At 68.8% G+C, this 23,048-nt stretch carries 19 protein-coding genes; 13 read left to right on the forward strand and 6 right to left on the reverse strand.

Features of this window, described 5'->3' with window-relative positions; all coding sequences use genetic code 11:
• Positions 1 to 48: 48 nt before the first annotated feature.
• Entirely contained in the window at positions 49 to 1,311 is a 1,263-nt protein-coding gene (locus ACFWZ4_RS10625) for a YIP1 family protein (protein ID WP_439704654.1), read from the forward strand.
• 122 nt (positions 1,312 to 1,433) lie between these two features.
• Here the strand turns inward: ACFWZ4_RS10625 and ACFWZ4_RS10630 are convergent, their stop codons facing one another.
• A complete protein-coding gene (locus ACFWZ4_RS10630) occupies positions 1,434 to 2,012 on the reverse strand; it encodes a YceI family protein (RefSeq protein ID WP_439704655.1) in 579 nt (192 codons plus the stop codon).
• A 19-nt stretch (positions 2,013 to 2,031) separates the two neighbouring features.
• On the reverse strand, positions 2,032 to 2,637 hold the full coding sequence (locus tag ACFWZ4_RS10635; RefSeq protein ID WP_439704656.1) for a malonic semialdehyde reductase: 606 nt from the start codon (positions 2,635 to 2,637) through the stop codon (positions 2,032 to 2,034).
• A 136-nt stretch (positions 2,638 to 2,773) separates the two neighbouring features.
• Here ACFWZ4_RS10635 and ACFWZ4_RS10640 point away from each other — a divergent pair, with 136 nt between their 5' ends.
• A complete protein-coding gene (locus ACFWZ4_RS10640) occupies positions 2,774 to 3,739 on the forward strand; it encodes a mitochondrial fission ELM1 family protein (protein ID WP_439704657.1) in 966 nt (321 codons plus the stop codon).
• Positions 3,740 to 4,175: 436 nt separating this feature from the next.
• Here the strand turns inward: ACFWZ4_RS10640 and glnE are convergent, their stop codons facing one another.
• Positions 4,176 to 7,019 carry a bifunctional [glutamate--ammonia ligase]-adenylyl-L-tyrosine phosphorylase/[glutamate--ammonia-ligase] adenylyltransferase gene (glnE, locus tag ACFWZ4_RS10645; protein ID WP_439704658.1) on the reverse strand — a complete coding sequence of 948 codons (2,844 nt, stop codon included), beginning with the start codon at positions 7,017 to 7,019 and terminating at the stop codon, positions 4,176 to 4,178.
• Between the two features lie 131 nt (positions 7,020 to 7,150).
• Here glnE and ACFWZ4_RS10650 point away from each other — a divergent pair, with 131 nt between their 5' ends.
• The 3 genes from ACFWZ4_RS10650 to ACFWZ4_RS10660 all read left to right on the forward strand — a co-directional run bounded on the left by ACFWZ4_RS10650 (position 7,151) and on the right by ACFWZ4_RS10660 (position 10,321).
• Positions 7,151 to 9,040 carry an LTA synthase family protein gene (locus tag ACFWZ4_RS10650; RefSeq protein WP_439704659.1) on the forward strand — a complete coding sequence of 630 codons (1,890 nt, stop codon included), beginning with the start codon at positions 7,151 to 7,153 and terminating at the stop codon, positions 9,038 to 9,040.
• A gap of 181 nt (positions 9,041 to 9,221) precedes the next feature.
• Positions 9,222 to 9,773 carry a hypothetical protein gene (locus ACFWZ4_RS10655; RefSeq protein WP_439704660.1) on the forward strand — a complete coding sequence of 184 codons (552 nt, stop codon included), beginning with the start codon at positions 9,222 to 9,224 and terminating at the stop codon, positions 9,771 to 9,773.
• A gap of 209 nt (positions 9,774 to 9,982) precedes the next feature.
• On the forward strand, positions 9,983 to 10,321 hold the full coding sequence (locus ACFWZ4_RS10660; RefSeq protein WP_439704661.1) for a hypothetical protein: 339 nt from the start codon (positions 9,983 to 9,985) through the stop codon (positions 10,319 to 10,321).
• A 37-nt stretch (positions 10,322 to 10,358) separates the two neighbouring features.
• Here the strand turns inward: ACFWZ4_RS10660 and ACFWZ4_RS10665 are convergent, their stop codons facing one another.
• The 3 genes from ACFWZ4_RS10665 to groES all read right to left on the reverse strand — a co-directional run bounded on the left by ACFWZ4_RS10665 (position 10,359) and on the right by groES (position 14,723).
• A complete protein-coding gene (locus ACFWZ4_RS10665) occupies positions 10,359 to 12,203 on the reverse strand; it encodes an ABC transporter ATP-binding protein (RefSeq protein ID WP_439704662.1) in 1,845 nt (614 codons plus the stop codon).
• A gap of 517 nt (positions 12,204 to 12,720) precedes the next feature.
• On the reverse strand, positions 12,721 to 14,370 hold the full coding sequence (gene groL / locus ACFWZ4_RS10670; protein WP_439704663.1) for a chaperonin GroEL: 1,650 nt from the start codon (positions 14,368 to 14,370) through the stop codon (positions 12,721 to 12,723).
• Between the two features lie 59 nt (positions 14,371 to 14,429).
• Positions 14,430 to 14,723: a co-chaperone GroES gene (groES, locus tag ACFWZ4_RS10675; protein ID WP_231321790.1), complete on the reverse strand. Its 294-nt coding sequence runs from the start codon at positions 14,721 to 14,723 to the stop codon at positions 14,430 to 14,432.
• A gap of 270 nt (positions 14,724 to 14,993) precedes the next feature.
• On the opposite strand from groES, the gene cutA reads away from it, so the two are divergent.
• The 8 genes from cutA (at position 14,994) to prmA (ending at position 22,927) form a co-directional block, all read left to right on the forward strand.
• On the forward strand, positions 14,994 to 15,335 hold the full coding sequence (gene cutA / locus ACFWZ4_RS10680; RefSeq protein WP_439704664.1) for a divalent-cation tolerance protein CutA: 342 nt from the start codon (positions 14,994 to 14,996) through the stop codon (positions 15,333 to 15,335).
• Positions 15,336 to 15,401: 66 nt separating this feature from the next.
• A complete protein-coding gene (locus tag ACFWZ4_RS10685) occupies positions 15,402 to 16,298 on the forward strand; it encodes a DMT family transporter (protein ID WP_439704665.1) in 897 nt (298 codons plus the stop codon).
• A gap of 73 nt (positions 16,299 to 16,371) precedes the next feature.
• Positions 16,372 to 18,558 carry a protein-disulfide reductase DsbD family protein gene (locus tag ACFWZ4_RS10690; RefSeq protein WP_439704666.1) on the forward strand — a complete coding sequence of 729 codons (2,187 nt, stop codon included), beginning with the start codon at positions 16,372 to 16,374 and terminating at the stop codon, positions 18,556 to 18,558.
• Positions 18,559 to 18,828: 270 nt separating this feature from the next.
• Positions 18,829 to 19,353, forward strand: coding sequence for a TlpA family protein disulfide reductase (locus tag ACFWZ4_RS10695; RefSeq protein ID WP_439704667.1), 525 nt, complete (start codon positions 18,829 to 18,831; stop codon positions 19,351 to 19,353).
• Positions 19,354 to 19,574: 221 nt separating this feature from the next.
• Positions 19,575 to 20,018 carry a type II 3-dehydroquinate dehydratase gene (aroQ, locus tag ACFWZ4_RS10700; protein ID WP_439704668.1) on the forward strand — a complete coding sequence of 148 codons (444 nt, stop codon included), beginning with the start codon at positions 19,575 to 19,577 and terminating at the stop codon, positions 20,016 to 20,018.
• Between the two features lie 59 nt (positions 20,019 to 20,077).
• Entirely contained in the window at positions 20,078 to 20,539 is a 462-nt protein-coding gene (gene accB / locus ACFWZ4_RS10705; RefSeq protein ID WP_439704669.1) for an acetyl-CoA carboxylase biotin carboxyl carrier protein, read from the forward strand.
• An 18-nt stretch (positions 20,540 to 20,557) separates the two neighbouring features.
• Complete coding sequence (gene accC / locus ACFWZ4_RS10710; protein WP_439704670.1) at positions 20,558 to 21,925, forward strand: acetyl-CoA carboxylase biotin carboxylase subunit; 1,368 nt, start codon at positions 20,558 to 20,560, stop codon at positions 21,923 to 21,925.
• A gap of 99 nt (positions 21,926 to 22,024) precedes the next feature.
• On the forward strand, positions 22,025 to 22,927 hold the full coding sequence (gene prmA, locus ACFWZ4_RS10715) for a 50S ribosomal protein L11 methyltransferase (RefSeq protein WP_439704671.1): 903 nt from the start codon (positions 22,025 to 22,027) through the stop codon (positions 22,925 to 22,927).
• Positions 22,928 to 23,048 lie beyond the last annotated feature (121 nt).

Raw genomic sequence — 23,048 nt, forward strand, 5'->3', positions numbered from 1 at the left:
GACGATGGCCATCCGTCGCCGCATTCATACGTCGCAAGGGGAATTACCATGGATTTTGGAAAAGCCATCGCGCGCGCAAAGGCCATCCTGGCCTCGCCCAGGACCGAATGGCCGGTCGCGGCCGCCGAACCGGCCAGCATCGGCAGCCTGTACACCACCTACATCGTCTGGATCGCCGCATTGCCGGCGATCGCCGGCTTCATCAAGAGCAGCCTGATCGGCACCGGGTTCATGGGCGTGCACGTACGCACGCCAATTGGCGCGGGCATCGGCGGCATGGTGCTGCAATACCTGTTGTCGCTGGCCCTCGCCTACGTCATGGCGCTGGTGATCAATGCCCTGGCCGGCACCTTCAATGGCCAGAAGGACATGGTGCAGGCGCTCAAGACGGTCGCCTATTCCTGGACCGCCTCATGGGTCGCGGGCATCGCGGTGATCATTCCGTGGCTCGGCTGGCTGATCGCGATCGCCGGCGCAATCTACGGCATCTACCTGCTCTACCTGGGCTTGCCCTTCACCATGAAGTGCCCGCCCGAAAAGGCCGGCGGCTACACGGCGCTGGCCGTGATCGTCGCCATCGTGCTGAGCTGGATCGTCGGGCTGATCGTGGCGGGCGTGATCGGCACCGCTGCCTACACCGGCGCGGCCATGACCGGCACCCACCTGGGCAGCACCAGCGACAACGTCACCGTCGATCCGGACAGCGCGCTCGGCAAGCTCGCCGCCATGGGCGAGCGCGCCGAACAGGCGAGCAAGGAAATGGACGCGGCGCAGAAGTCCGGCGACACCGCCGCCCAGCAGGCCGCCATGAACAAGATGATGGGTGCGGCCATGGGCAACGACGGCGACGTGCAGGCGCTGTCCACCGAGCAGGTCAAGGCCTTCCTGCCCGAGACCCTGCTCGGCCTCAAGCGCACCAGCAGCTCGGCCCAGCGCAGCAACGCGATGGGCATGCAGGTCACCGAGGCGCACGCCGAGTACGGCGACGGCAACGGTCGCACGCTCACGCTGGAAGTCACCGACACGGGCACCGCCAAGGGCCTGATGGCGATGGCCGGCGCGATGGCCCCGGAGGAAGAGCGCAGCACCGACCACGGCTACGAGAAGACCTATACCGCCGACGGCCGCCTTACCCACGAAGCGTGGGATACCGAATCCAAGAGCGGCGAGTACAGCGTGGTGGTCGGCCAGCGCTTCACGGTCAAGGCCAACGGCAATGCCGGCAGCATCGATGAACTGAAGCAGGCCGTGGCCAGCGTCGACCTGAGCAAGCTCGAGGCAATGCGCGAGGAAGGCGTAACCCGGCACTGAAGGCAGGATGGACTCCAGCCCATCATCCGGAGCCAGCGTGGCGGGCTGAAGCCCACCCTGCGAAAAAAGAAGCCCGCGCCATCACGCGCGGGCTTCTTTTTTTGGATCGGATGAAGGCGCCGTTACTTGGCCGCCGAACCCTCGGTCGTGATGCGGAGGCTGATCTCGTCGCTGACGTTGGGCACGTACGCCGATACGCCGAAATCCGAACGCTTGAGCGTGCCGGTCGCATCGAAGCCGATCGACGGATCGCCACTCATCGGATGCTTGCCGATCCTGTTGAGCGTGGCATCGAGCACCACCGGCTTGGTCACGCCATGCACGGTGAGGTTGCCGGTGATGCGGAAATGGTCCTTGCCCAGCGGCTCGGCCTTCGTGCTCTTGTAGGTCACGGTCGGGTACTTGGCCACGTCGAGGAAATCAGGCTTGGCCAGGTGCTTGTCAAGCGCCGGCACGTGCGTGTCCAGCCCGGCCATCGGCAAGGTCACCTCCACGCTGGCCTGCTCCGGATGATCCGGATCGAACACCAGCGTGCCCTGCCCCAGGCCCAGTTCGGCGGTCGGGTGGGAGAAACCGAAATGGCTCCAGCTGAACAGCACCATCGTGTGGTGCGGATCCAGCTGGTACGTGACCGGTGCGGCCTGGGCGAGCGCCGCGGCGCCGAACAGGCCGGCGAAAAGTACAGCTTTGAACGTGCGCATGCGTAACTCCCGTGGGGTTTCAGACGATCCGGCAGGCTTCGTCGAACGCGAAGCGGTCTTCGCGCGGACGCAGCACGGCGGGGTTGCCGTAGCCGATGTTGATCAGGAAATTCGAGCGGACCTGCGTGCCGGCGAAAAAGGTCTCGTCCACCAGCGCGTTGTTGAAGCCGGACATCGGGCCGCAATCGAGCCCCAACGCGCGTGCGGCCATGATGAGGTAGGCGCCCTGCAGGCTTGAGTTGCGGAACGCCGTCGCCTCGATCGCGGCCGGCTTGCCGGCGAACCAGTCGATCGCGTCCGGCGATTCCTTGTAGAGCCGCGGCAGGTGCTCGTAGAAGGCATGGTCCGCCGCCACGATCACGGTGACCGGCGCGGCCATGCTCTGGTCGCGGTTGCCCCGGTCCAGCGCAGGCTCGAGCCTGGCCTTGGCTTCCGGCGAGCGCACGAACACGAAGCGCGCGGGCGAGGCATTCGCGCTGGTCGGCGCGAGCCTGGCGAGGTCGTAGATCGCATGCAGCTGCGCGTCGCTGACCGGCTTGTCCAGCCACGCCTCGGCCGAACGGCGGTAGGTGCGCGCGGCGCGGAACAACTGGTCGAGGGCGGCCTCGGAAAGCACTTCGCTCATGGGTATCCTTTGCGTTCTTGGCGCGCCATCCGGCGCGGGCGATCCACAAGTGTAAGCCCAAGGGCGTGGATGGTCGGGTGAGGAACGGGGAACCCAGCGTGCAGAATCCGACAACAATCGAGCGAGCGGCGATCGCGTGAGCGCAGTGCGCGAGGAATGCTGGGTCATCACCGACGCCGCCGCCGGCAACCAGCGCCAGGCGCTGGCCCTGGCCGAGCGCCTGGGCCTGCCGGTCCGGCCTTGGGTGATCGAGCCGCGCGGACCGTGGGCCTGGCTGGCGCCGCGGCTGGTGATGGGCGCCGAACTTGCGCTGCCATCCGCCGAGCGGGCGCGCCTGGCACCGCCGTGGCCGCGCGTGGCGGTCGGCTGCGGGCGCGCCGCGGCGCTGTTCACGCGCGTGCTTCGTACCTGGTCCGGCGGGCTTTGCCGCACCGTGCAGATCCTCGATCCGCGGATCGGCCCGAAACACTGGGACATCGTCATCGCGCCGCGCCATGACGGCATCGCCGGACCGAACGTGCTCACGCCATCGGGTTCGCTCAACCCCATCGATGACGAATGGCTGGCCGACGCACGCGACGCCTGGCCGCGCCTGGCCGAACTGCCCGGGCCACGCGTGGGCGTACTACTGGGTGGTCCACGCCACGGCATCGCGCTGGACGAGGCCTGGACCCGCGCCTTCATCGGCGGCCTGCGTACGGTGCATGAGCGTGATGGCGGCAGCCTGCTCGTCCTCGCCTCCCGGCGCACGCCGCACACCCTTGCGGCGGCGCTGCGCAAGGCGTTCGATGGCGTCCCGGGCCTGTACTGGTACGGCGCGGCCGACGGCCCCAATCCCTATCCGGGCGTCCTGGCCTGGGCCGATCGCCTGGTGGTCACGCCCGATTCGGTCAACATGCTCTCCGAAGCCTGCGCCGTCGGCTGTCCGGTGCACACCTTCGCGCCCACACCACTGCCGGACAAGCTCGCCCGTTTCCACCAGGCACTGCGCGACGGCGGGCTGCTGCACGACCTCCAGGCCGATGCGCCGACGCGCCAGCCACCGTTGCGCGAAACCGAGCGCATCGCCGCGACCGTGCGACGGCGGCTTGGGTTGCGCTGAGCCACATCATCGGGCTCCTACTCCCGATCCTCTGCTGGAGAAATGGGAAGACCGTTCGCAGCAAGCCCACGCCGCCCGCACTTGCACTTGGCACTTGCACTTGGCACTTGCCCTGGCTCCTCCGAAAAGTGCGCGCGGCAAGCGCGCTGCTCTTCCGGGTCCCCTATGGCGCCGCCGGCGGATGGCGGATCAGCCCGCAGGGTGGCCGGCAGGACGCCGGCCAGTTTTTCGTCGGGACAAAAGTCCCGTCGAAAAACCCCGCCGTCCGCACGCGTACCCGAAGGGCGCGCCATCGGGGTGCCCTTCTCTTTGGTTACTTTCTCTTGGGCAAGCAAGAGAAAGTGACTCGGGCGCCGGAGGCGTCCGAAAGCTCTTGCTCTGAAACCTCAAGGCGAACCCCGGCCCTCGCCCCTTCTCCGGGAAGAGGGAGCAGAGATCAGGCGAAGTCGAAACCCAGCGTCGCAGTCACGTTGCGCACCTCGGCGCACATAGCCTCCAGCGCCGGCTCGCGCGGCGCGATGCGGGGCCGCAGATCGAGCGTGCAGGTCAGCGCCCGCTGCAACAGGTCGGCATGCACGCGCGCAAGCGTCTGCGCCTGGCCGTCATCGAGCAGGCCGACACGCCGACACGCATCGATCAGCGATGCATTGGCCGTGTTTGCCAGCAACTGCGGGCACGCCGCCGCATGCGCGAGCACCAGCCCCTGCAACGCGAACTCGATGTCCAGCAGGGCGCCATGCCCCTGCTTGAGATCCAGCCGCGCCTCGTCCGAACGATCCCGCTCCGCCCGCCAGCGCTGGCGCATCTGGCTCACCTCCGCCAGCACCGCACCGCGCTCGCGCGGCACCGCGAGCACCTCGCGTCGAACCTCGCCCAACGCATGGCCCAGGCCCGCGTCGCCCGCCACCGCGCGTGCGCGCAACAAGGCCTGGTGCTCCCAGGTCCACGCACGGCTGCGCTGGTAGGCATCGAAGGCCTCCAGGCTGCTCACCAGCAGGCCTTTCGAACCGTCGGGCCGCAGCCGCGTGTCGACTTCGTACAGGCGCCCGGCGCGAGTCAGCAGGGATAACCAGTTCATTACGCGCTGCGCAAGGCGCTGGTACCAGCGCGACCCGTCGATGGGGCGCGCGCCATCGCTGGTGAGTTGCGCGCGCGCGCCGTCGAACACGAACACCAGGTCCAGGTCCGAGGCAAATCCCAGCTCGTCGCCACCGAGGCTGCCGTAGCCGAAGACGGCAAAGCCCGAGCCCTCCCCCGGCAACCGCCCATGCTGCGCGGCCAGTTCGCGCTCGGCCAGCGCGGTGACCGCCTCGACCACCGAGGCGGCCAGCGCGGCCAGCCGCCGCGAGGTGGCCACGGCGTCAGCGCGCCCATCGTTGAAGGCCAGGCCCAGGCGAAAGGCGATGCTCGCCTTGAACTCGTTGATGCGCTCCAGCTCCGCTTCCGCCTCGCGCTCGTCCAGCGTACCGAGCACGCGGCTGATCTCGGCGCTGATGTCGGCGCGCTTGAGCGGCAACTGGTCGATGCGCGGATCGAGCACGTCGTCCAGCAATAACGGCTGGGCGATCACCCGTTCGGCCAGGAACGCGCTGTCGGCGAACAGCCGCGCCAGGCGCGCGCGTGCGGCCGGTTGTTCCTCCAGCAGGGCGAGGTAGGCCGAGCGGCGCGCCACTGCCTGCACCAGCCGGCACAGCCGCAGCAGGCACGGCAACGGCGCGGCGCTGGCGCGGGCGGCGGCGATCAGGTGTGGCATCAAATGATCGAGGCGCTCGCGCGAGCGCTGCGACATGGCGCGCACCGAAGCGGCCTGCGGCAGCTTGGCCAGGGCCTCGGCCGCCTCGATGCCGGGCAAGAAGCCGGCCGCCTCCAGTGCGCCCGGCTCCGGCGTGCCGTGGCAGGCCTGCTGCCACAGCGTGGTGTCAGCAACCGCCACGCGGGCGGCGCGTCCGCCGGCGGGCATCAACACGCTGGCGAAGTCTTCGCTGACGACGGCGCGGTGATGCGCCAGTTCGATCTCCAGCGCTTCCCAGTGCTCGTGGCCCAGGCCACGGGCGAGACGCTCGCGGCTCAGGGCGTCCTCGGGCAGGTCGTGGGTCTGCGCGTCACGCAGCATCTGCACGCGATTCTCGACCTGGCGCAGGCAACGGTAGGCCTGGCGCAACGCCTTGGCGCGCGCCGCGCCGATGTGCCCGCGCGCCTCGCAGGCAGCCAGCGCCGGCAACAGGCCACGCACGCGCAAGGACGGTTCGCGGCCGCCACGGATCAGTTGCTCCAACTGCACGATGAACTCGATCTCGCGTATCCCGCCGGGACCGAGCTTGAGGTTGTCGGCCAGGTCCTTGCGCGCCACCTCGGCGTCGATCAACGCCTTCATCTCGCGCAGACCGGCAAAAGCGGTGTAGTCGAGATACTTGCGGTAGACGAACGGGCGCAGCAGTTCCTGCAGCTGCTTGCCCGCCGCGCGGTCGCCGGCCACCGGGCGCGCCTTGATCCAGGCATAGCGCTCCCAGTCGCGGCCTTCGCTCTGGTAGTACTGCTCCATCGCGGCGAACGACAGCGCCAGGCGCCCGGCGTTGCCGAACGGACGCAGGCGCAGGTCCACCCGCGCGCAGATGCCATCGTCGGTAGGTTCGTTGAGCAGGCGCACCAGGTGGCGGCCCAGCCGCACGAAGTATTCGCTGTTGTCGAGCGAACGCGCGCCATCGCTGTGGCCGGCCTGCGGGTAGGTCAGCACCAGATCGATGTCGGAGGAGAAGTTGAGCTCGGCCCCGCCGAGCTTGCCGAAGCCGATCACCACCAGCCGCTGCAGCCCGCCGTCCTCGCCGCGCGCGTGACCGTAGCGCGCGGCCAGCGCGCGCTCGGACCAGCCCAGCGCGGCGCCCAGCAGCGCCTCGTACAGCACGCTGGTGGCCGAGAGCGTCTCGGCCAGGTCGTCCAGGTCGTTGACGTCGCGGAACACCAGCCGCAAGGCCTCGGCGTGCCGGAACCGGCGCAGCGCGGCGAGCGTGGCGACCTCGTCCTCCGGCAGGACCAGCGTGCCGATGCGGGTGCCGGCGTCGCCGGCCGAACGCAGGCGATCCAGGCCGGCCGGCGCCAGCAGTTGTGGTTGCCGTCGCCATACCTCGAAGGCGAAGTCGCTGGCCGCCAGCGTGCGGCGGATCCGCTCGGCCACGCCGGCATCGTCGTGCAGCGCGACGCCGGCCGCGCGGCAGCGGGCGGCCAGTTCGGCGTAGCGGTCGTCGACCAGGGCGCGCAGCGCGGGGCTTTCGGGGACGCTCATCCGGCCATTGTGCCGTAGCGCGGGGCCGCATGAACCGGCAGCAACCACCCGCGGGACGGCGAACGCATAGTTCATTTCCGCGCGATTACAGTCACCATCCCGTAACACAACGCCAGCGGACCATCCCTTTCATGATCCTCCTCGACCACCCCGCCACGCACTGGCGCGCGCTTGCCGCGCGTGTCCTTGCCGTGGTGCTGATGAGCCTGGCGTTCGTATTGCTGACCGGCCTGATGGATGGCGGCGTGGGCGTGACGCCGCTGCGCATGTTCGACCAGCCGCGCTACCTCCTGGCCAACGCACTTCCCGGGCTGCTGGCGTCGTGGGCGCTACTGGCGTTCACCCGGCGGCTGGTGTTTTCGTTCGGGCTGGTGTTCCTGTTCGAGGCGCTGCTCTATCAGATCAACGCACTGAAAGTCGCCAACCTGGGCAACCCGCTGATGCCGGCGGATTTCCTGATGGTCGACCAGCTCAGCAAGGGCGGCGCGCACCTGCTGGTCGGCTACCTGCCCCACAGCCCGTGGCCGTACCTGGGGCTGCTCGCGGGCATCGTCCTGATCGTGGCGATGTGGCGCCTGGAACCGCCGCTGTTCCCGCGCCGCAACTACGGCAAGCGCTTGCTCGGCGGTGCCGTCGCGGTCGTGCTGCTGGGCAGCCTGCTCGGCGGCGTGACCACGTGGGGCAAGCTCTACAACCAGCGCGTGCTGTGGCTGGAACCCTGGTCGCCCACGGTGACGGCCAACCATTCGGGCCTGGTCAGCTCGCTGCTGCTGTTCCACCAGCAGTACGGGCACGGCGGGCACAAGGCCGATCCGGATGCCGCCAAGGCGCTGATCGCGCAGACCCAAAAGGCGCTGCAAGCGCGCCTCGGTGCCGCATCGCCCAGCGGCGAGCGACCCGACATCGTGGTGGTGCAGAGCGAGTCGTTCTTCGATCCGAGCATCATGCGCGGCTATCAGGACAGTCACTTCACGCCCAACCTCGACCGGCTGGAAAAGCGTGGCGTCAGCGGTCCGCTGCACGTGCCGACCTTCGGCGGCGGCACGATCCGCACCGAGTTCGAGGTGCTCTCCGGTCTGTCGCTGCGCTACTTCGACGAGTTGCAGTTCCCCTACCTGACGCTCGAGCAGAAGGTGGTGCCCAGCGTGGTGCGCACGCTGCGCGCGCATGGCTACAGCACCACCGCGATCCACGGCAACGACCCGGCGTTCTGGAACCGCGCCGCGGCCTTCCGCAAGATCGGCTTCGACAACTTCGTCTCGCAGTCCGCGTTCCCGAAGGATTCGCCCAACGACGGCAAGTACATGGCCGACAGCGCGATGACCGACGAGATCATGCGCCAGCTCAAGGACTCAGGCCCGCCGCAGTTCCTGTTCGCGATCAGCATCGAGGCGCATGGTCCCTACGACGTGCCGCCGACGGACGTCGCCGCGCGTGATGCCATCCCGGTCCCGCCCGGCATCAGCGGTCGCGACAAGCAGGAGCTGCAGACCTACCTCTATCACGCCGAACACGCCGACGCGGAGTTGGGCCGGCTGGCAAAGCTGCTGGCCAGGCGCGACCGCCCGACGCTGCTGCTGTTCTACGGCGACCACCTGCCGGCGCTGACCAACAGCTACAACGTCACCGGCTTCGTCGATGGCGGCGACATGCTGAGCGAACCCGGCGTCTGGCTGCTGCTCGACCCGCGCAATCCGGAACCGGCCAGGCGCGAGAGCCTGGCCGCCTGGATGCTGCCGGGCAAGCTGCTGGACGCGGCCGGCATCCACGGCGATCCGTACTTCGCGCTGAGCCAGGTGCTGGCCCCGCAGCTGGCCGAACTCACCCGCGCGCCGGGTGCGCCGCAGCCGGAGATGACCGCCGAGCAGAAAGTGGTCGACCGCGACATGGCCAGCGTCGCGATGCTGCGCCTGAAGGGCAAGCTGGATGCGCTGATGCCGCAGCAACTGGCCGCGGCGAGCCATCCGCTGCCACACCCGCAAGCGCCATCACCCACAGGCGCCTACGGCGCGCGCCCTTGAGCGCCGTGGGATGTCCAGACGTCCACCGCGCGTTCACTACGCATCGACAGCGGAGCATTCAGCCATCTGTCCGGTCGCTTAAGCGGGCGCAGGCGTATTCAGATTGAGGTCGGGAAAGCCTGCCTAGGGTCGTGGCTACCACGGAGAACATTCCGCGGTTTTCCCACACTGGAGGCATCTCATGCATAAGACTCTGCTTGCTGCTTTGATCGGTGCCAGCGTGTTCGCCGTCCTGCCTGCCCTGGCGCAGGTCGATCTCGGTGCCGCCGGCAGGGCCGGCGCGGGCGTGAGCGCCGGCGCCAGCGGAGCCGTGCGTGGCGCGCCCGGCCAGCTTGGCGCCCAGCCGGGCCAGACCCTGCAGCGTGCCGACCGTGACGCGCGCCATGCCACGCGTCGCGCGACGGAGCGCACCGACCGCACGCTCGACCGCCACGGCAGGGCCGAGGTCGACACGTCCGCCAACGGCTCGACGGGCGTTCGCGCAGGCGATCAACGCGCAGACGCCAACGCCGGCATCCGCGCAGGAGCCACCGTCGATGCCGGCGCGACGGCCAACCGGGCTGAAGGTACGGCGCGAGGCGTAGGCGACCAGGTCAGTGACAGTGCCCATGCGGCCATCGACAGCACCAGCCGGACGGCGGGTTCCGTCGGCGACGCCGCAAGCACCGCGACCGGAGCTTCGGTAGGTGCCGACGCCAAGGTGCGCGCCAAGGCGGATGCCCACGGTCATTGATGGCCCTCGCAGGGTCGGCTCCAACCGGCGCCCGTCCATGGGGACCGCGGGATTGGAGCCGCCCTGCCGTTCCAACGACCTCGACCGTCCCGTTCAGCCATCTGTCTGGCCGCTTAAGCGTCATCAGGCCAGTTCGGAACGCGCTGGGCAAACCGCTCTAGTGTCGCCCTGACCGCGAGATCCGCGGCAAGACTTCGATGGAGGATCCCATGCAAAAGACCCTGCTTGCCGCTTTCATCGGCGCCAGCGTGTTCGCCGTCCCTGCCTTTGCGCAGGTCATCCCGGGCGGGGCTGCCCAGACGACAGCTCATGGTTCGACCCAGGCCGGCGCCACCGCACCGGGCATGAACCCGAATGCGGGTGCCGGCTTGGGTGCCACCGCGCCAACGACCGGCGCCTCGGGCACGCAACCGCTCGGCCTGGGAGGCCTGCTCAAGCAAACGCAGGCGGCCGATGCGACGGTCGACACGCCCACCGAAGGGGCCGGCCCGACCGGTGACCTCAACGCAAAGGCCCGCGAGAAACTGCGCGCCGCGCGCGGACATTGACCCCGGGCGGGCAATCCCGCTTGCCGGGATTGCCCGCTCAGGCGAGCGCATCCTCCACCGCGACGAAGCCGCCGGTCTGGCGCTCCCACAAACGCGCGTACAGACCACCCTGCGCGATCAACTGGGCGTGCGTGCCGCTCTCCACGATGCGGCCCTTGTCCAGCACGACCAGGCGGTCCATTCGCGCGATCGTCGACAGACGGTGCGCGATGGCAATCACTGTCTTGCCCTGCATGAGCAGATCCAGGCTCTCCTGGATCGCCGCCTCGGCCTCGGAGTCCAACGCGCTCGTGGCCTCGTCCAGGATCAGGATCGGCGCATCCTTAAGCAGCACGCGCGCGATCGCGATGCGCTGGCGCTGGCCGCCGGACAGCTTCACGCCGCGCTCGCCCACGTAGGCATCGTAGCCGCGGCGTCCTTCACCATCGGACAGCGTCGGGATGAACTCGTCCGCGCGCGCCTTGCGCACCGCCTCGGCGATCCGGGCTTCGCTGGCGTCGGGCCGGCCGTAGAGCAGGTTGTCACGGATCGAGCGATGCAGCAGCGAGGTGTCCTGGGTGACCACGCCGACCTGCGAGCGCAGGCTTTCCTGGGTGACGCGGGCGATGTCCTGGCCGTCGACGAGGATGCGTCCACCCTCCAGGTCGTACAGCCGCAGCAGCACGTTCACCAGCGTCGACTTGCCCGCGCCGGAAGGCCCGACCAGGCCGATCTTCTCACCGGCGCGCACGGCGAGGTCGAGACCCGAGATGACGCCGCCAGCCTTGCCGTAGTGGAAGTGGATATCCTCGAAGCGCACCTCGCCGCGCGTGACGTCCAGCGGCATCGCGCCCGGCGCATCCTGCACCGCGCGCGGCTGCGCGATGGTCGCCATGCCGTCCTGCACCGTGCCGATGTTCTCGAAGATGCCGTTGACCACCCACATGATCCAGCCGGACATGTTGTTGATGCGAATCACCAGTCCGGTGGAGAGTGCGATCGCGCCGACGGTCACCTTCCCATGGCTCCATAACCACAGCGCCAGGCCCGAGGTGCCCACGATCAGGAAGCCGTTGAGCGTGGTGATGGTGGCGTCCATCGCGGTGGTCTGGCGCGTCATGGCGCGCGTCTTGTCGACCTGCTCGCGCAGTGCGTCGGCGACATAGGCCTCCTCGCGCCGCGTGTGCGCGAACAGCTTGAGCGTGAGCACGTTGCTGTAGCCGTCGACGATGCGCCCCATCAGCTTCGAGCGCGCTTCCGAGGCCTTCCACGAACGCTGCCGCGTGCGCGGGATGAAGAACGCCAGCGTGGCGATGTAGAGCAGCAGCCACAGCACCAGCGGCGCCGCCAGCCAGACATCGGCCTGGGCGAACATCACGATGGCGCTGCCGGTGTAGATCGCCACGTACCAGATCGCATCGACGATCTGCACCGCCGATTCGCGCAACGAACTGCCGGTCTGCATGATGCGGTTGGCGATGCGCCCGGCGAAGTCGTTCTGGAAGAACGCCAGGCTCTGGCGGATCACGTAGCGGTGGTTCTGCCAGCGGATGCGGGCGGTCACGTTGGGCACGATCGCCTGGTTGACCAGCAGGTCGTGCATGGCGTTGAACAGCGGGCGCGCGATGAGCGCCACGAACGCCATCCAGGCCAGTTCCCGCCTGTGCTGGCGGAAGAACGCCACGCCTTCGGCCGCCTTGGCCATGTCCACCAGCCTGCCGATGAAGGCGAACAGCGAGACTTCGATGATCGAGACGAAGAAACCCACCACCAGCACCGCGGCGAACATCGGCCACACCTGGCGCAGGTAGAAGAGGTAGAAGCGCCCGGGCGTCGCGGGCGGCATGACGTCGACCGGCTCCTTGAACGGGTCGATCAGGGATTCGAACCAGCGGAAGAGCATGGGGAGACTGCCGCCTTTGGGGGAAAGACCATTGTGGACCAGCCACCGGCACGGTTGCAGTGAACGCCCATTCTCGCGGCCATCCCCGCCAGCCCCGCCCCTCAACCCGACCCTCTCCCGGACAGGAGAGGGAGCCAGGCGCGTGCCACCCGCACAACTCGCGCGTACCCTCTCTTGCCCCGGCTCCCGAGCGCCCGTCGGTAAAGCGGCGGCAGCTCCACTATGAGCAAGAGACCGACCCGGCAGGGCGTGATGGCGCCTGGCTCTTATCTCACCCCGGGCTGCGCAAGGGCGTTTCTTTTGGTTACTTTTCCTTGGGCCCGCAAAGAAAAGTGACCCGCCGACAGGCGATCGGAAGCCCGCGGCAGGCGAGCCCAGTCGCGGAGGGCCCACCACTGGCCCACCCAAAAAGTTGACGCCCCCGGCCGCGCACAGGTGCGCTCCCATGGCCCCGCGGCAAAAAAAGAAAACCCCGCACGAGGCGGGGTTCTCTCAAGTACTGCAGTGCAAGCCGGACTTAGAAGTCCATGCCGCCCATGCCGCCCATGCCGCCGCCCATGCCACCGGCAGCGCCGTGGCCTTCGTCCTTCTTCGGCAGCTCGGCCACGATCGCCTCGGTGGTGATCGCCAGGCCGGCAACCGACGAAGCGTGCTGCAGCGCGGTGCGGGTCACCTTGGTCGGATCCAGGATGCCCATGCCGACCATGTCGCCGAACTCGCCGGTGGCCGCGTTGTAGCCGAAGTTGCCCGAGCCGTCCTTGACCTTGTTGAGGATCACGGAGGGCTCTTCGCCGGCGTTGGCGACGATCGCGCGCAGCGGCGCTTCCAGCGCGCGGCGGGTGATCGCGATGCCGAGGTTCTGGTCCTCGTTGTCACCCTTGAGGCCTTCGACGGCCTTGAGCGCACGGATCAGGGCGACGCCGCCGCCCGGCACCACGCCTTCCTCGACGGCCGCACGGGTGGCGTGCAGGGCGTCTTCGACGCGGGCCTTCTTCTCCTTCATCTCGACCTCGGTGGCGGCACCGACCTTGATGACGGCCACGCCGCCGGCCAGCTTGGCCACGCGCTCCTGCAGCTTCTCGCGGTCGTAGTCGGAGGAAGTCTCCTCGATCTGCGCCTTGATCTGGCCGATGCGCGACTGGATGCGCTCGGCTTCGCCGGCGCCGTCGATGATCGTGGTGTTTTCCTTGGTGATCACCACGCGCTTGGCGCGGCCCAGGTCGTTGATCGTGGCCTTCTCCAGCTGCAGGCCCACTTCCTCGGAAATCACCTGGCCGTTGGTCAGGATCGCGATGTCTTCCAGGATCGCCTTGCGACGGTCACCGAAGCCCGGCGCCTTGACGGCGGCGACCTTGACGATGCCGCGGATGGTGTTGACCACCAGCGTGGCCAGCGCCTCGCCCTCGACTTCCTCGGCGACGATCAGCAGCGGCTTGCCGGCCTTGGCGACGGCCTCCAGCACGGGCAGCAGCTCGCGGACGTTCGACACCTTCTTGTCGTGGATCAGGATGTACGGATCGTCCAACTCGACCTGCTGGCTGGCCTGGTTGTTGATGAAGTACGGCGACAGATAGCCGCGGTCGAACTGCATGCCCTCGACCACGTCCAGCTCGTTCTCCAGGCCCGAGCCTTCCTCGACGGTGATCACGCCTTCCTTGCCGACCTTCTTCATCGCGGTGGCGATGATGTCGCCGATGTTGGAATCGGAGTTGGCCGAGATGGTGCCAACCTGCGCGATCGCCTTGTCGTCGGCGGTCGGGTTGGAGAGCTTCTTCAGTTCGCCCACGGCCGCGACCACGGCCTTGTCGATGCCGCGCTTGAGGTCCATCGGGTTCATGCCGGCGGCGACGGCCTTGAGGCCTTCCTGGATGAACGCCTGGGCCAGCACGGTGGCGGTGGTGGTGCCGTCACCGGCGACGTCGGAGGTCTTGGAGGCGGCTTCCTTGACGATCTGCGCGCCGAGGTTCTCGTACTTGTCGGCCAGTTCGATCTCCTTGGCGACGGACACGCCGTCCTTGGTGATCGTCGGGGCGCCGAAGCTCTTCTCGAGCACGACGTTGCGGCCCTTGGGGCCCAGCGTGACCTTGACCGCGTTGGCCAGGGTGTTCACGCCCTTCAAGATGCGCGAGCGGGCGTCTTCGCCGAAGCGGACTTCTTTGGCTGCCATGTGTCTTTATCCTTCGAATTCGATGGGTGGATTGCGGAGAGTCGGGCGGGAGAGGCTGATCAGCCTTCGATCACCGCGACGATGTCGTCTTCCTTCAGGAAGACCAGCTCTTCGCCGTCGATCTTGATTTCCTGGCCGGCGTACTTGCCGAACAGCACGGTGTCGCCTTCCTTCAGGCTCATCGGACGAACGTTGCCGTCCTCGAGGATGCGGCCGGTGCCGGCGGCAATGACCTTGCCGCGGGTCGGCTTCTCGGTGGCGCTGTCGGGGATGACGATGCCGCCGGCGGAGACGCGCTCCTCTTCCAGGCGCTTGACGATGACGCGATCGTGCAGCGGACGCAGTTTGCTCATGGATGGGACTCCACAGTTCGGGTTGAAAGAAGGTGAGGATCACCGGGGTGCTGTTAGCACTCGGTGATGGTGAGTGCCAATTCTAGCGACGCAATCCGCCCCTGCAAGAGGGTGAAGCGCGAATGGCACTGCACGTGGGGTGGTGCGGACGGGGTTTCAAGGGTTGCCCGCTCATCGGTCGGGAGCGCTACAGGCTTTCGGCAAAAGGGAGGGATGCGGTGCCGTGCCTCGATCCATTTCCGCGCAGGAGAGGGGCTACCATCTCGCGCCATGCCCGGCACCTCCGTCCTGCTCTGCTACTGCACCTGTCCCGACGCCGACAGCGCCCGGCGCATCGCCGAGGCGCTGGTGGCCGAGCGTCTGGCCGCCTGCGTGAACCGCCTGCCCGGCATCGCCTCGACCTACCGCTGGCAGGGCGAGGTCACCACCGACAGCGAGCAGCTTCTGCTGATCAAGACGACGGACGCGCGCTTCGACGCCCTGCGCACGCGCCTGCTGGCGCTGCATCCATACGACCTGCCCGAACTCATCGCCGTGCCCATCGCGCACGCCCATGCTCCGTACCTGGACTGGATCCGCGACGCCACTGACGAAGCGGCGCAAGACTGCTGACAGCCCTTGTCAGTGGTATCCCGGCAAACTTGGCTCCCCCCCGTTCCCCGCTCCCTGCTCCCCGAGATGAAAAAGACCGATCTCGCCGTCCTGCTGTCGCTGGGCGCCCTGTGGGGCGGCTCGTTCCTGTTCATGCGCATGGGAGCGGGCGCCTTCGGCGCGCTGCCGCTGGCGGGCCTGCGCGCCATCGGCGCAGCGCTGTGCTTCCTGCCGCTGCTGGCCTCGCGTCGGCGGCTGGCCGAATGGCGCGCCCATTGGTGGCCGATCGCCGTGGTTGGCCTGACCAACTCGGCGCTGCCCTTCCTGCTGTTCACCTTCGCCACGCGCAGCCTGCCGGCCGGATTGGCTTCGATCATCGACGGCATGACGCCGATGTTCGCCGCATTGATCGGCTGGCTGTGGCTGGGCCAGCGGCTGGATGCCTGGCGCGGGGCCGGGCTCGTGGCCGGTTTTGCCGGCATCCTCTGGCTGGCCCAGGGCAGCCTGGCGTTGGCGCCGGGCGCGGGGCTCGCGCTGCTTGCCTGCGTCGCGGCCACCGTGCTGTACGGCTACGCGGTGCACTACACGCACCTGCGCCTGGCCGGCGTCACACCGCTGGTGGTGACGGTCGGCAGCCACATGGTCGCCGCGCTCGCGCTGCTGCCGACGACGGTGCTGGCCTGGCCGGACAAGGCGCCGCCGATGCAGGCGTGGCTGGCGGCCGCGGGACTGGCCGTGCTGTGCACCGCGCTGGCCTACGTGCTGTTCTTCTGGGTGCTGGCCCGGGTCGGCGCCGTGCGGATCATGGTGATCCCCTACCTGATTCCCGCCTTCGGCGTGTTGTGGGGCGCGCTGCTGCTGGACGAACCGGTGACTGCCCGCATGCTCGGCGGCTGTGCGGTGATCCTGCTGGGCACCGCGCTCACCACCGGACTGGTGCGTCCGCGCCGCCCGCTTTCGCCGCTGGCGGTCGAGGAGACATAAGGCCGCAACGCCGGCAGGCCCGGGGCGCGATGGGTCCATAATGGATCTCCTTCCCCGTGCCGCTGGAGACGCGATGCGCCCGATGACCGGCCGCCTGGCCGCCCGCTTGCCGCTGTTGCTGGTGCTGTTCTGCCTGGCCGCGCTGGCGCGTCCGTCGTTCGCACAGGAAGAGGACGGCCTGCTGCCCGTCACCCAGGCCTACCGGCTCTCCACCGACGCCTCCACCCCGGGGGTGCTCAAGCTGCACTGGGACATCGCGCCGGACTATTACCTCTACCGCGGCCGCATGAAGTTCAAGCCCGCCGATGGGATGACCCTGGGCGCACCGACGTTCCCGGACGGCGAAAGGCACCACGACGAATACCTGGGCGACGTGGAGATCTATCACCACGCGATCGATGCCAGCGTGCCGTACACGCTCGCGCCAGGCAGCACGCGGCTGCGGCTGGGTGTGCAGTTCCAGGGTTGCCACGAGGTCGATCCGAAGATCTGCTACCCCCCGCATACCGAGCAACTGGACCTGCCGCTGCCGATGGCCACCGCCGCCAGCGGCGGCGGATCGCTCGGCGCCGCGCTGCAAAGCCTGGGCGCAACCCATGGCTCCGCGGGCAGCGATGCCCCGTTGCCGGCCGAGCAGGCCTTCAGGCTTGAGGCACTGGCACAGGATCCGCACCACCTGCTGCTGCGCTGGACCATGCCACCCGGCTACTACCTCTACCGCGACCAGACCCGGCTGCAGCTGCGTGACGGCCAGGGCCTGACGCTCACCCCGCAGTGGCCGGCCGGCACCCGTAAGGATGATCCGCACTTCGGCAGCGTCACCGTCTACTTCAACGAGCTGGAGCTGCCGGTCACCGTCGCAGGTGACGTCGGCGGCCGCACGCGGCTGGCGCTGGAAGCCAGCTTCCAGGGCTGCCAGGACGGCGGGCTGTGCTATCCGATGATGACGCGCGCGCTGGACGTCGACCTCGGCGGCGCGCGACCCGCGACCGGCATGCCCACGGTCATCGCACCCGAGGCTCCGCCGGCTACCGCCGGGCAAGGCCCACTGCAAACCAGCCTGTGGCTTGCGCTGCTGCTTGCACTTGGCGGCGGCCTGGTGCTCAACCTGATGCCTTGCGTGCTGCCGGTGCTGTCGATCAAGGCGGTCGGCCTGCTGGAGAGCGGCGAGAGCCCGGCCCGCGCGCGGGCCCACGCGATCGCCTACACCGCCGGCGTGCTGCTGAGCTTCGTGGCACTGGGCCTGGGCATCCTCGCCCTGCGCTCGGCAGGCCATGCGCTGGGCTGGGGCACGCAGCTTCAGCAGCCGCTGCTGGTCGGCATGCTGGCGTTGGTGATGCTGGTGGTGGGCCTGTCGATGTCCGGGCTGGTGCAATTCGGCGCGTCGCTGGGCAATACCGGCGCCGGGCTCGCCTCGCGCAGCGGCATGGCAGGCGACTTCTTCACGGGCGTGCTGGCCGTGGTGGTGGCCAGCCCCTGCACGGCGCCGTTCATGGGCAGCGCGCTGGCGTTTGCCTTCGCCGCGCCGGCCGCATACGCACTGCTGGTGTTCGTGGCGCTCGGTCTCGGCCTGGCGCTGCCGTTCCTGGCGGTCGGTTTCGTGCCGGCACTCGCGCGGCGGCTGCCACGGCCGGGCCGCTGGATGGAAACGCTCAAGCAGCTGCTGGCCTTCCCGATGTATCTCACCGCCGCCTGGCTGGCGTGGGTGCTCGCCAACCAGCGCGGCGCCGACGCGGTAGGCCTGCTGCTGGTCGCGGCGGTGTTCCTGGCGCTGACCCTGTGGTGGTTCGAGCGCAGCCGCGGCCGCGCCGGCCTGGTGCGCGCGCCGGTGCTGCTGGCGCTGCTGGCCACCGCGGCGCCGCTGTACGTACTGGCACAGCTGCCGCCGCCGGTGCGCGCGGCACAGGCCGACACCGGCACGGTCGCCTACAGCCCGGAGAAGCTGGCCGAACTGCGTGCCGCCGGCACCCCGGTGTTCGTCGACATGACCGCCGACTGGTGCGTCACCTGCAAGGCCAACGAGCACACGGTGCTGGACACCTCCGCCTTCCGCGCGCTGCTGGAGCGGACCGGCGCGGTCTACATGAAGGGCGACTGGACCGACGTCAACCCCACCATTGCCGCTTTCCTGGAGCACTACCACTCGCCGGGCGTGCCCCTGTACGTGGTGTTCCCGCGCGGTGGCGGCGAGGGACGCAAGCTGCCGACGGTGCTCACTTCCGGGCTGGTCGAACAAGCCCTGACCGAGGCGGCGCGCTAGGAGCCTGCTCATGACCTCCAAGTACCCCGCGTTGTCATCGAGTGGTCGTCAGGTGGTAGTGCGTGGCGCCGGCCTGCCTGGCTGGCAGGCCAAGCCACGCGCTGCCGCATGGCGGCCATTCGATGGCAACCCATCCGGGCCGGAACTGTTTGCCCACAGGCCGGCGTCATCACTCAGTCGTGGACGGACGTCCACTCCTTCGTTCTTCCTTGGCCTGCGCGCAAACAGTTCCCGGCGCGGGGCACTTGGAGATCATGAGCAGGCTCCCCGATGACCCGCGCGAGCTGGCTGATCCTCGCCCTGGCGGTGCTCGCCGCCGCAGCCGGCGGCTGGCTGCAGCACGCTTCGCGCGAACGGCGCGGGTCGGACTTGGTCGGTCAGCCGGCGCCGGTCGTGCACCTGCCCGACCTGGACGGGCGCACGCACACCCTCGCCGACTTCGCCGGTCGCCGCGTGCTGGTCAATTTCTGGGCCAGCTGGTGCGGCCCGTGCCTGAAAGAGATGCCGGCGCTGGCCGCGGCGCAGGCGCGCTTTGGCGGCGATCATCCGGCCGTGGTGGGCATCGCCATGGATACGCCGGAGAACGTGAGCGCCTACCTGAAGGCGTACCCGGTCAACTACCCGATCCTGATCGGCCGACTGGAGGACCCCGACACCGCGCGCCAGCTGGGCGATCACGCCAGCGTGCTGCCTTACAGCGTGCTGCTCGATGCCGACGGCACGGTGCTGGCCAGCCATGCCGGCGTGCTGGATACGGCGACGCTTGAGCGCTGGTTGGGCAAGCAAGACCCGTAGGACCGCACGCCGTGCGCGCCCGGGCGCTCGACGCATCGGTAACCCGCGGTCGCGCATGGATGCGCGCTCCTGCAACGGCTGGCGTACATACGCCTACGCACGGTTCGTGCGCCAGTTCTCCGTCAAACATCGCCGATCTGCGCCGAACTGGACAACATAAGTCGGGGCGCGCACACTTCGCTCCCTCGCCGGACCGCTCCGGCTGGCTGCCAAGGTGTCGCGTGGCGAAACTGCTGGTCCTGCATGGGCCCAACCTCAACCTGCTGGGCTCGCGCGAGCCGGAGGTCTACGGGCGTGACACGCTCGTGGACATCGACGCGCGGCTCGTGGCGCAGGCGCAGGCGGCCGGGCACCAGCTGTCGAGCTTCCAGTCCAACGCCGAGCACGCCCTGGTCGAACGCGTCCAGCAGGCGCGTGGCGAGGGCATCGACTGGATCCTGATCAACCCGGCCGCGTTCACCCACACCAGCATTGCCCTGCGGGACGCCCTGGCGGCGGTGGCGATCCCGTTCATCGAGGTGCACCTGTCCAACGTGCACGCGCGCGAACCGTTTCGCCGTCACTCCTACCTGTCCGACCTGGCGGTGGGCGTGATCTGCGGCTTCGGCGCGAACAGCTATGCGCTGGCGCTCGAGGCCGCCCTGCAGCGGCTCGCGCCGGCCTGATTTTCCCTTTCAAAGACCCGACCGGCCGCCCGCGCGGCCCCGAACAAGAAGGCACTCCCATGGATCTGCGCAAGATCAAGAAGCTGATCGACCTGCTCGAGGAATCCAACCTCGCGGAACTGGAAATCAAGGAAGGCGAGGAAGTGGTCCGCCTCTCGCGCGTGCCGACCGGCGGCATGGCGGTCGCCGCCCCGGTGGCGTTGCAGGCGGCACCGGTCGCCGCTCCCGCGCCGGTCGCCGTACCCGTTGCCGCCGACGCCGCGCCCGCCGCCAACGCCCTGCCCGACGGTCATGTCGTGAAGGCGCCGATGGTCGGCACCTTCTATGCCTCGGCCACGCCGGGCGCCGCCGCTTTCGTCAAGGTCGGCCAGCAGGTCAAGGCCGGCGAGACGCTGGGCATCATCGAAGCGATGAAGATGTTCAACCAGATCGAGGCCGACGTCTCCGGCACCGTGCAGGCGATCCTCATCGAGAACGGTCAGCCGGTCGAATTCGACCAGCCGATGTTCGTGATTGCCTGATCCGGCGGGACTCATCCGATGCTAGAAAAAGTCGTTATTGCCAACCGCGGCGAGATCGCGCTGCGCGTGTTGCGCGCGTGCCACAGCCTCGGCATCAAGACGGTTGCGGTGCATTCCACCGCCGATCGCAATCTCAAGCACGTGGGCCTGGCCGACGAGGCGATCTGCATCGGCCCGGCGCCCTCGGTCGACAGCTACCTCAACATCCCGCGCATCATCGCGGCAGCCGAGATCACCGACGCCCAAGCGATCCATCCCGGCTACGGCTTCCTCTCCGAGCGCGCCGATTTCGCCGAGCAGGTGGAGCAGTCCGGCTTCATCTTCATCGGCCCGACCGCCGACGTTATCCGCCTGATGGGGGACAAGGTCGAGGCGATCCGCGCGATGAAGGCCGCTGGCGTGCCTTGCGTGCCGGGCTCCGGCGGCCCGCTGGGCGACGACATCGAGACCAACCTCAAGATCGCCCGCGAGATCGGCTACCCGGTGATCATCAAGGCCGCCGGCGGCGGCGGCGGCCGCGGCATGCGCGTGGTGCGCACCGAGGCGCACCTGGCCAACGCCATCACCATGACCAAGTCCGAGGCCAAGGCGGCCTTCGGCAACGATCAGGTGTACATGGAGAAGTTCCTGGAGAACCCGCGCCACGTGGAGATCCAGGTACTCGCCGACGGCCAGGGCAACGCGATCCACCTGGGCGAGCGCGACTGCTCGATGCAGCGTCGTCACCAGAAGGTGGTCGAGGAAGCGCCGGCGCCGGGCATCACGCCGGAAGTGCGCGCGCAGATCGGCAAGGTCTGCGTGGACGCCTGCATCCGCATCGGCTACCGCGGCGCCGGCACCTTCGAGTTCCTCTACGAGAACGGCCGGTTCTATTTCATCGAGATGAACACCCGCATCCAGGTGGAGCACCCGGTGACCGAGCTGATCACCGGCATCGACCTGGTGCGCGAGCAGTTGCTGATCGCCGGCGGCGAGAAGCTCTCGATCAGGCAGGAAGACGTGCAGATCCGCGGCCATGCCATCGAGTGCCGCATCAACGCCGAGGACCCGGACACCTTCATGCCCAGCCCCGGCACGGTCAAGCGCTTCGAGGCACCCGGCGGCCCGGGCGTGCGCGTGGATACGCACCTGTACGACGGCTACCGCATCCCGCCCAACTACGATTCGATGATCGGCAAGCTGATCGTCTACGGCCCCGACCGCGAGACCGCGATCTGCCGCATGCGCCTGGCCCTGGCCGAGACCGTGATCGAGGGCGTCAAGTGCAACGTCCCGCTGCAGCAGCGCATCATGGCCGACGCCGGCTTCCAGCACGGCGGCCAGAACATCCATTACCTGGAAAAGCGCATGGCCGAGCAGAAGGAACAGAAGGCCAGCGGCGAGTAAGCCAACCTCGCCAGCAGTACGCGGCGAACAGGCGGCGTCATTCCGGCGGCATCGGAATGGCGCCGCGCTCGTTTTGACACACCCCTGCAAGAACTCCCCATGCCCTTCCTCGAACTCGCCCTCACCCTCCGCGCCGAACAGCAACCGCGCGTGGAGGAAGCCCTGGAAGACCTCGGCGCCCTGTCGATCACCCTGCGCGATGCCGACGCCGAGACGCCCGACGAACAGGCGATCTTCGAGCCGGGCGTGGGCGAGCTTCCGTTGTGGCCCACGCTCACGCTGGACGCGCTGTTCGAGGCCGGCACCGACCGCCGCGGGCTGGTCGAGGCGCTGGGCGAACTGTTGCCCTGGCTCGAACCGGACCAGCTCGCCTTTCGCGACGTCGGCGACCAGGACTGGGAACGCGCCTGGATGGACCAGTTCAAGCCGATGCCGTTCGGCCGACGGCTGTGGATCTACCCGTGGAACATCGAGCCGCCCGCCGACCCGGAGATCGTGGTCGTGCGCCTGGACCCCGGCTTGGCCTTCGGCAGCGGCACCCACCCGACCACCGCGCTGTGCCTGGAATGGCTCGACCACCTCGACCTGGCCGGCAAGCAGGCCACCGACTACGGCTGCGGCTCGGGCATTCTCGCCATTGCCGCGCTCAAACTCGGCGCCGCCGGCGCGACCGGTGTCGACAATGATCCGCAGGCGCTGACCGCTTCCAACGACAACGCCGAACGCAATGGCGTGGCCGATCGGCTCGCCGTCTTCCTGCCCGGCGAGGAACCGAAGGCGCCGGCCGACGTCTTCGTCGCCAACATCCTGGCCGGCCCGCTCGCCGAGCTCGCCCCGACGTTCGCCGCCGCCTGCAAGAGCGGCGCGCCCTTTGCCATCTCCGGCATCCTGGCCGGTCAGCAGGACGAGCTGCTGGCGCGCTACGCCGAATGGTTCGACGACCTGCGCGTGGACGCGCGCGAGGACTGGATCCGCATCAGCGGCCACCGTCGCCACACCTGATCCTTTCCCCGCGGCGAGGGGGAGGTTAGGCAGGGAACAACGCGTCAGCCGGGCCATTGCTCCTTATCGCATCGTGCAACGTGCGCTTGCGCTCCGACAAACGCCGGCTTTCCCTTTACTC

The organism is Frateuria sp. GZRe12, assembly GCF_051900535.1.
Lineage (GTDB): Bacteria > Pseudomonadota > Gammaproteobacteria > Xanthomonadales > Rhodanobacteraceae > Frateuria_A.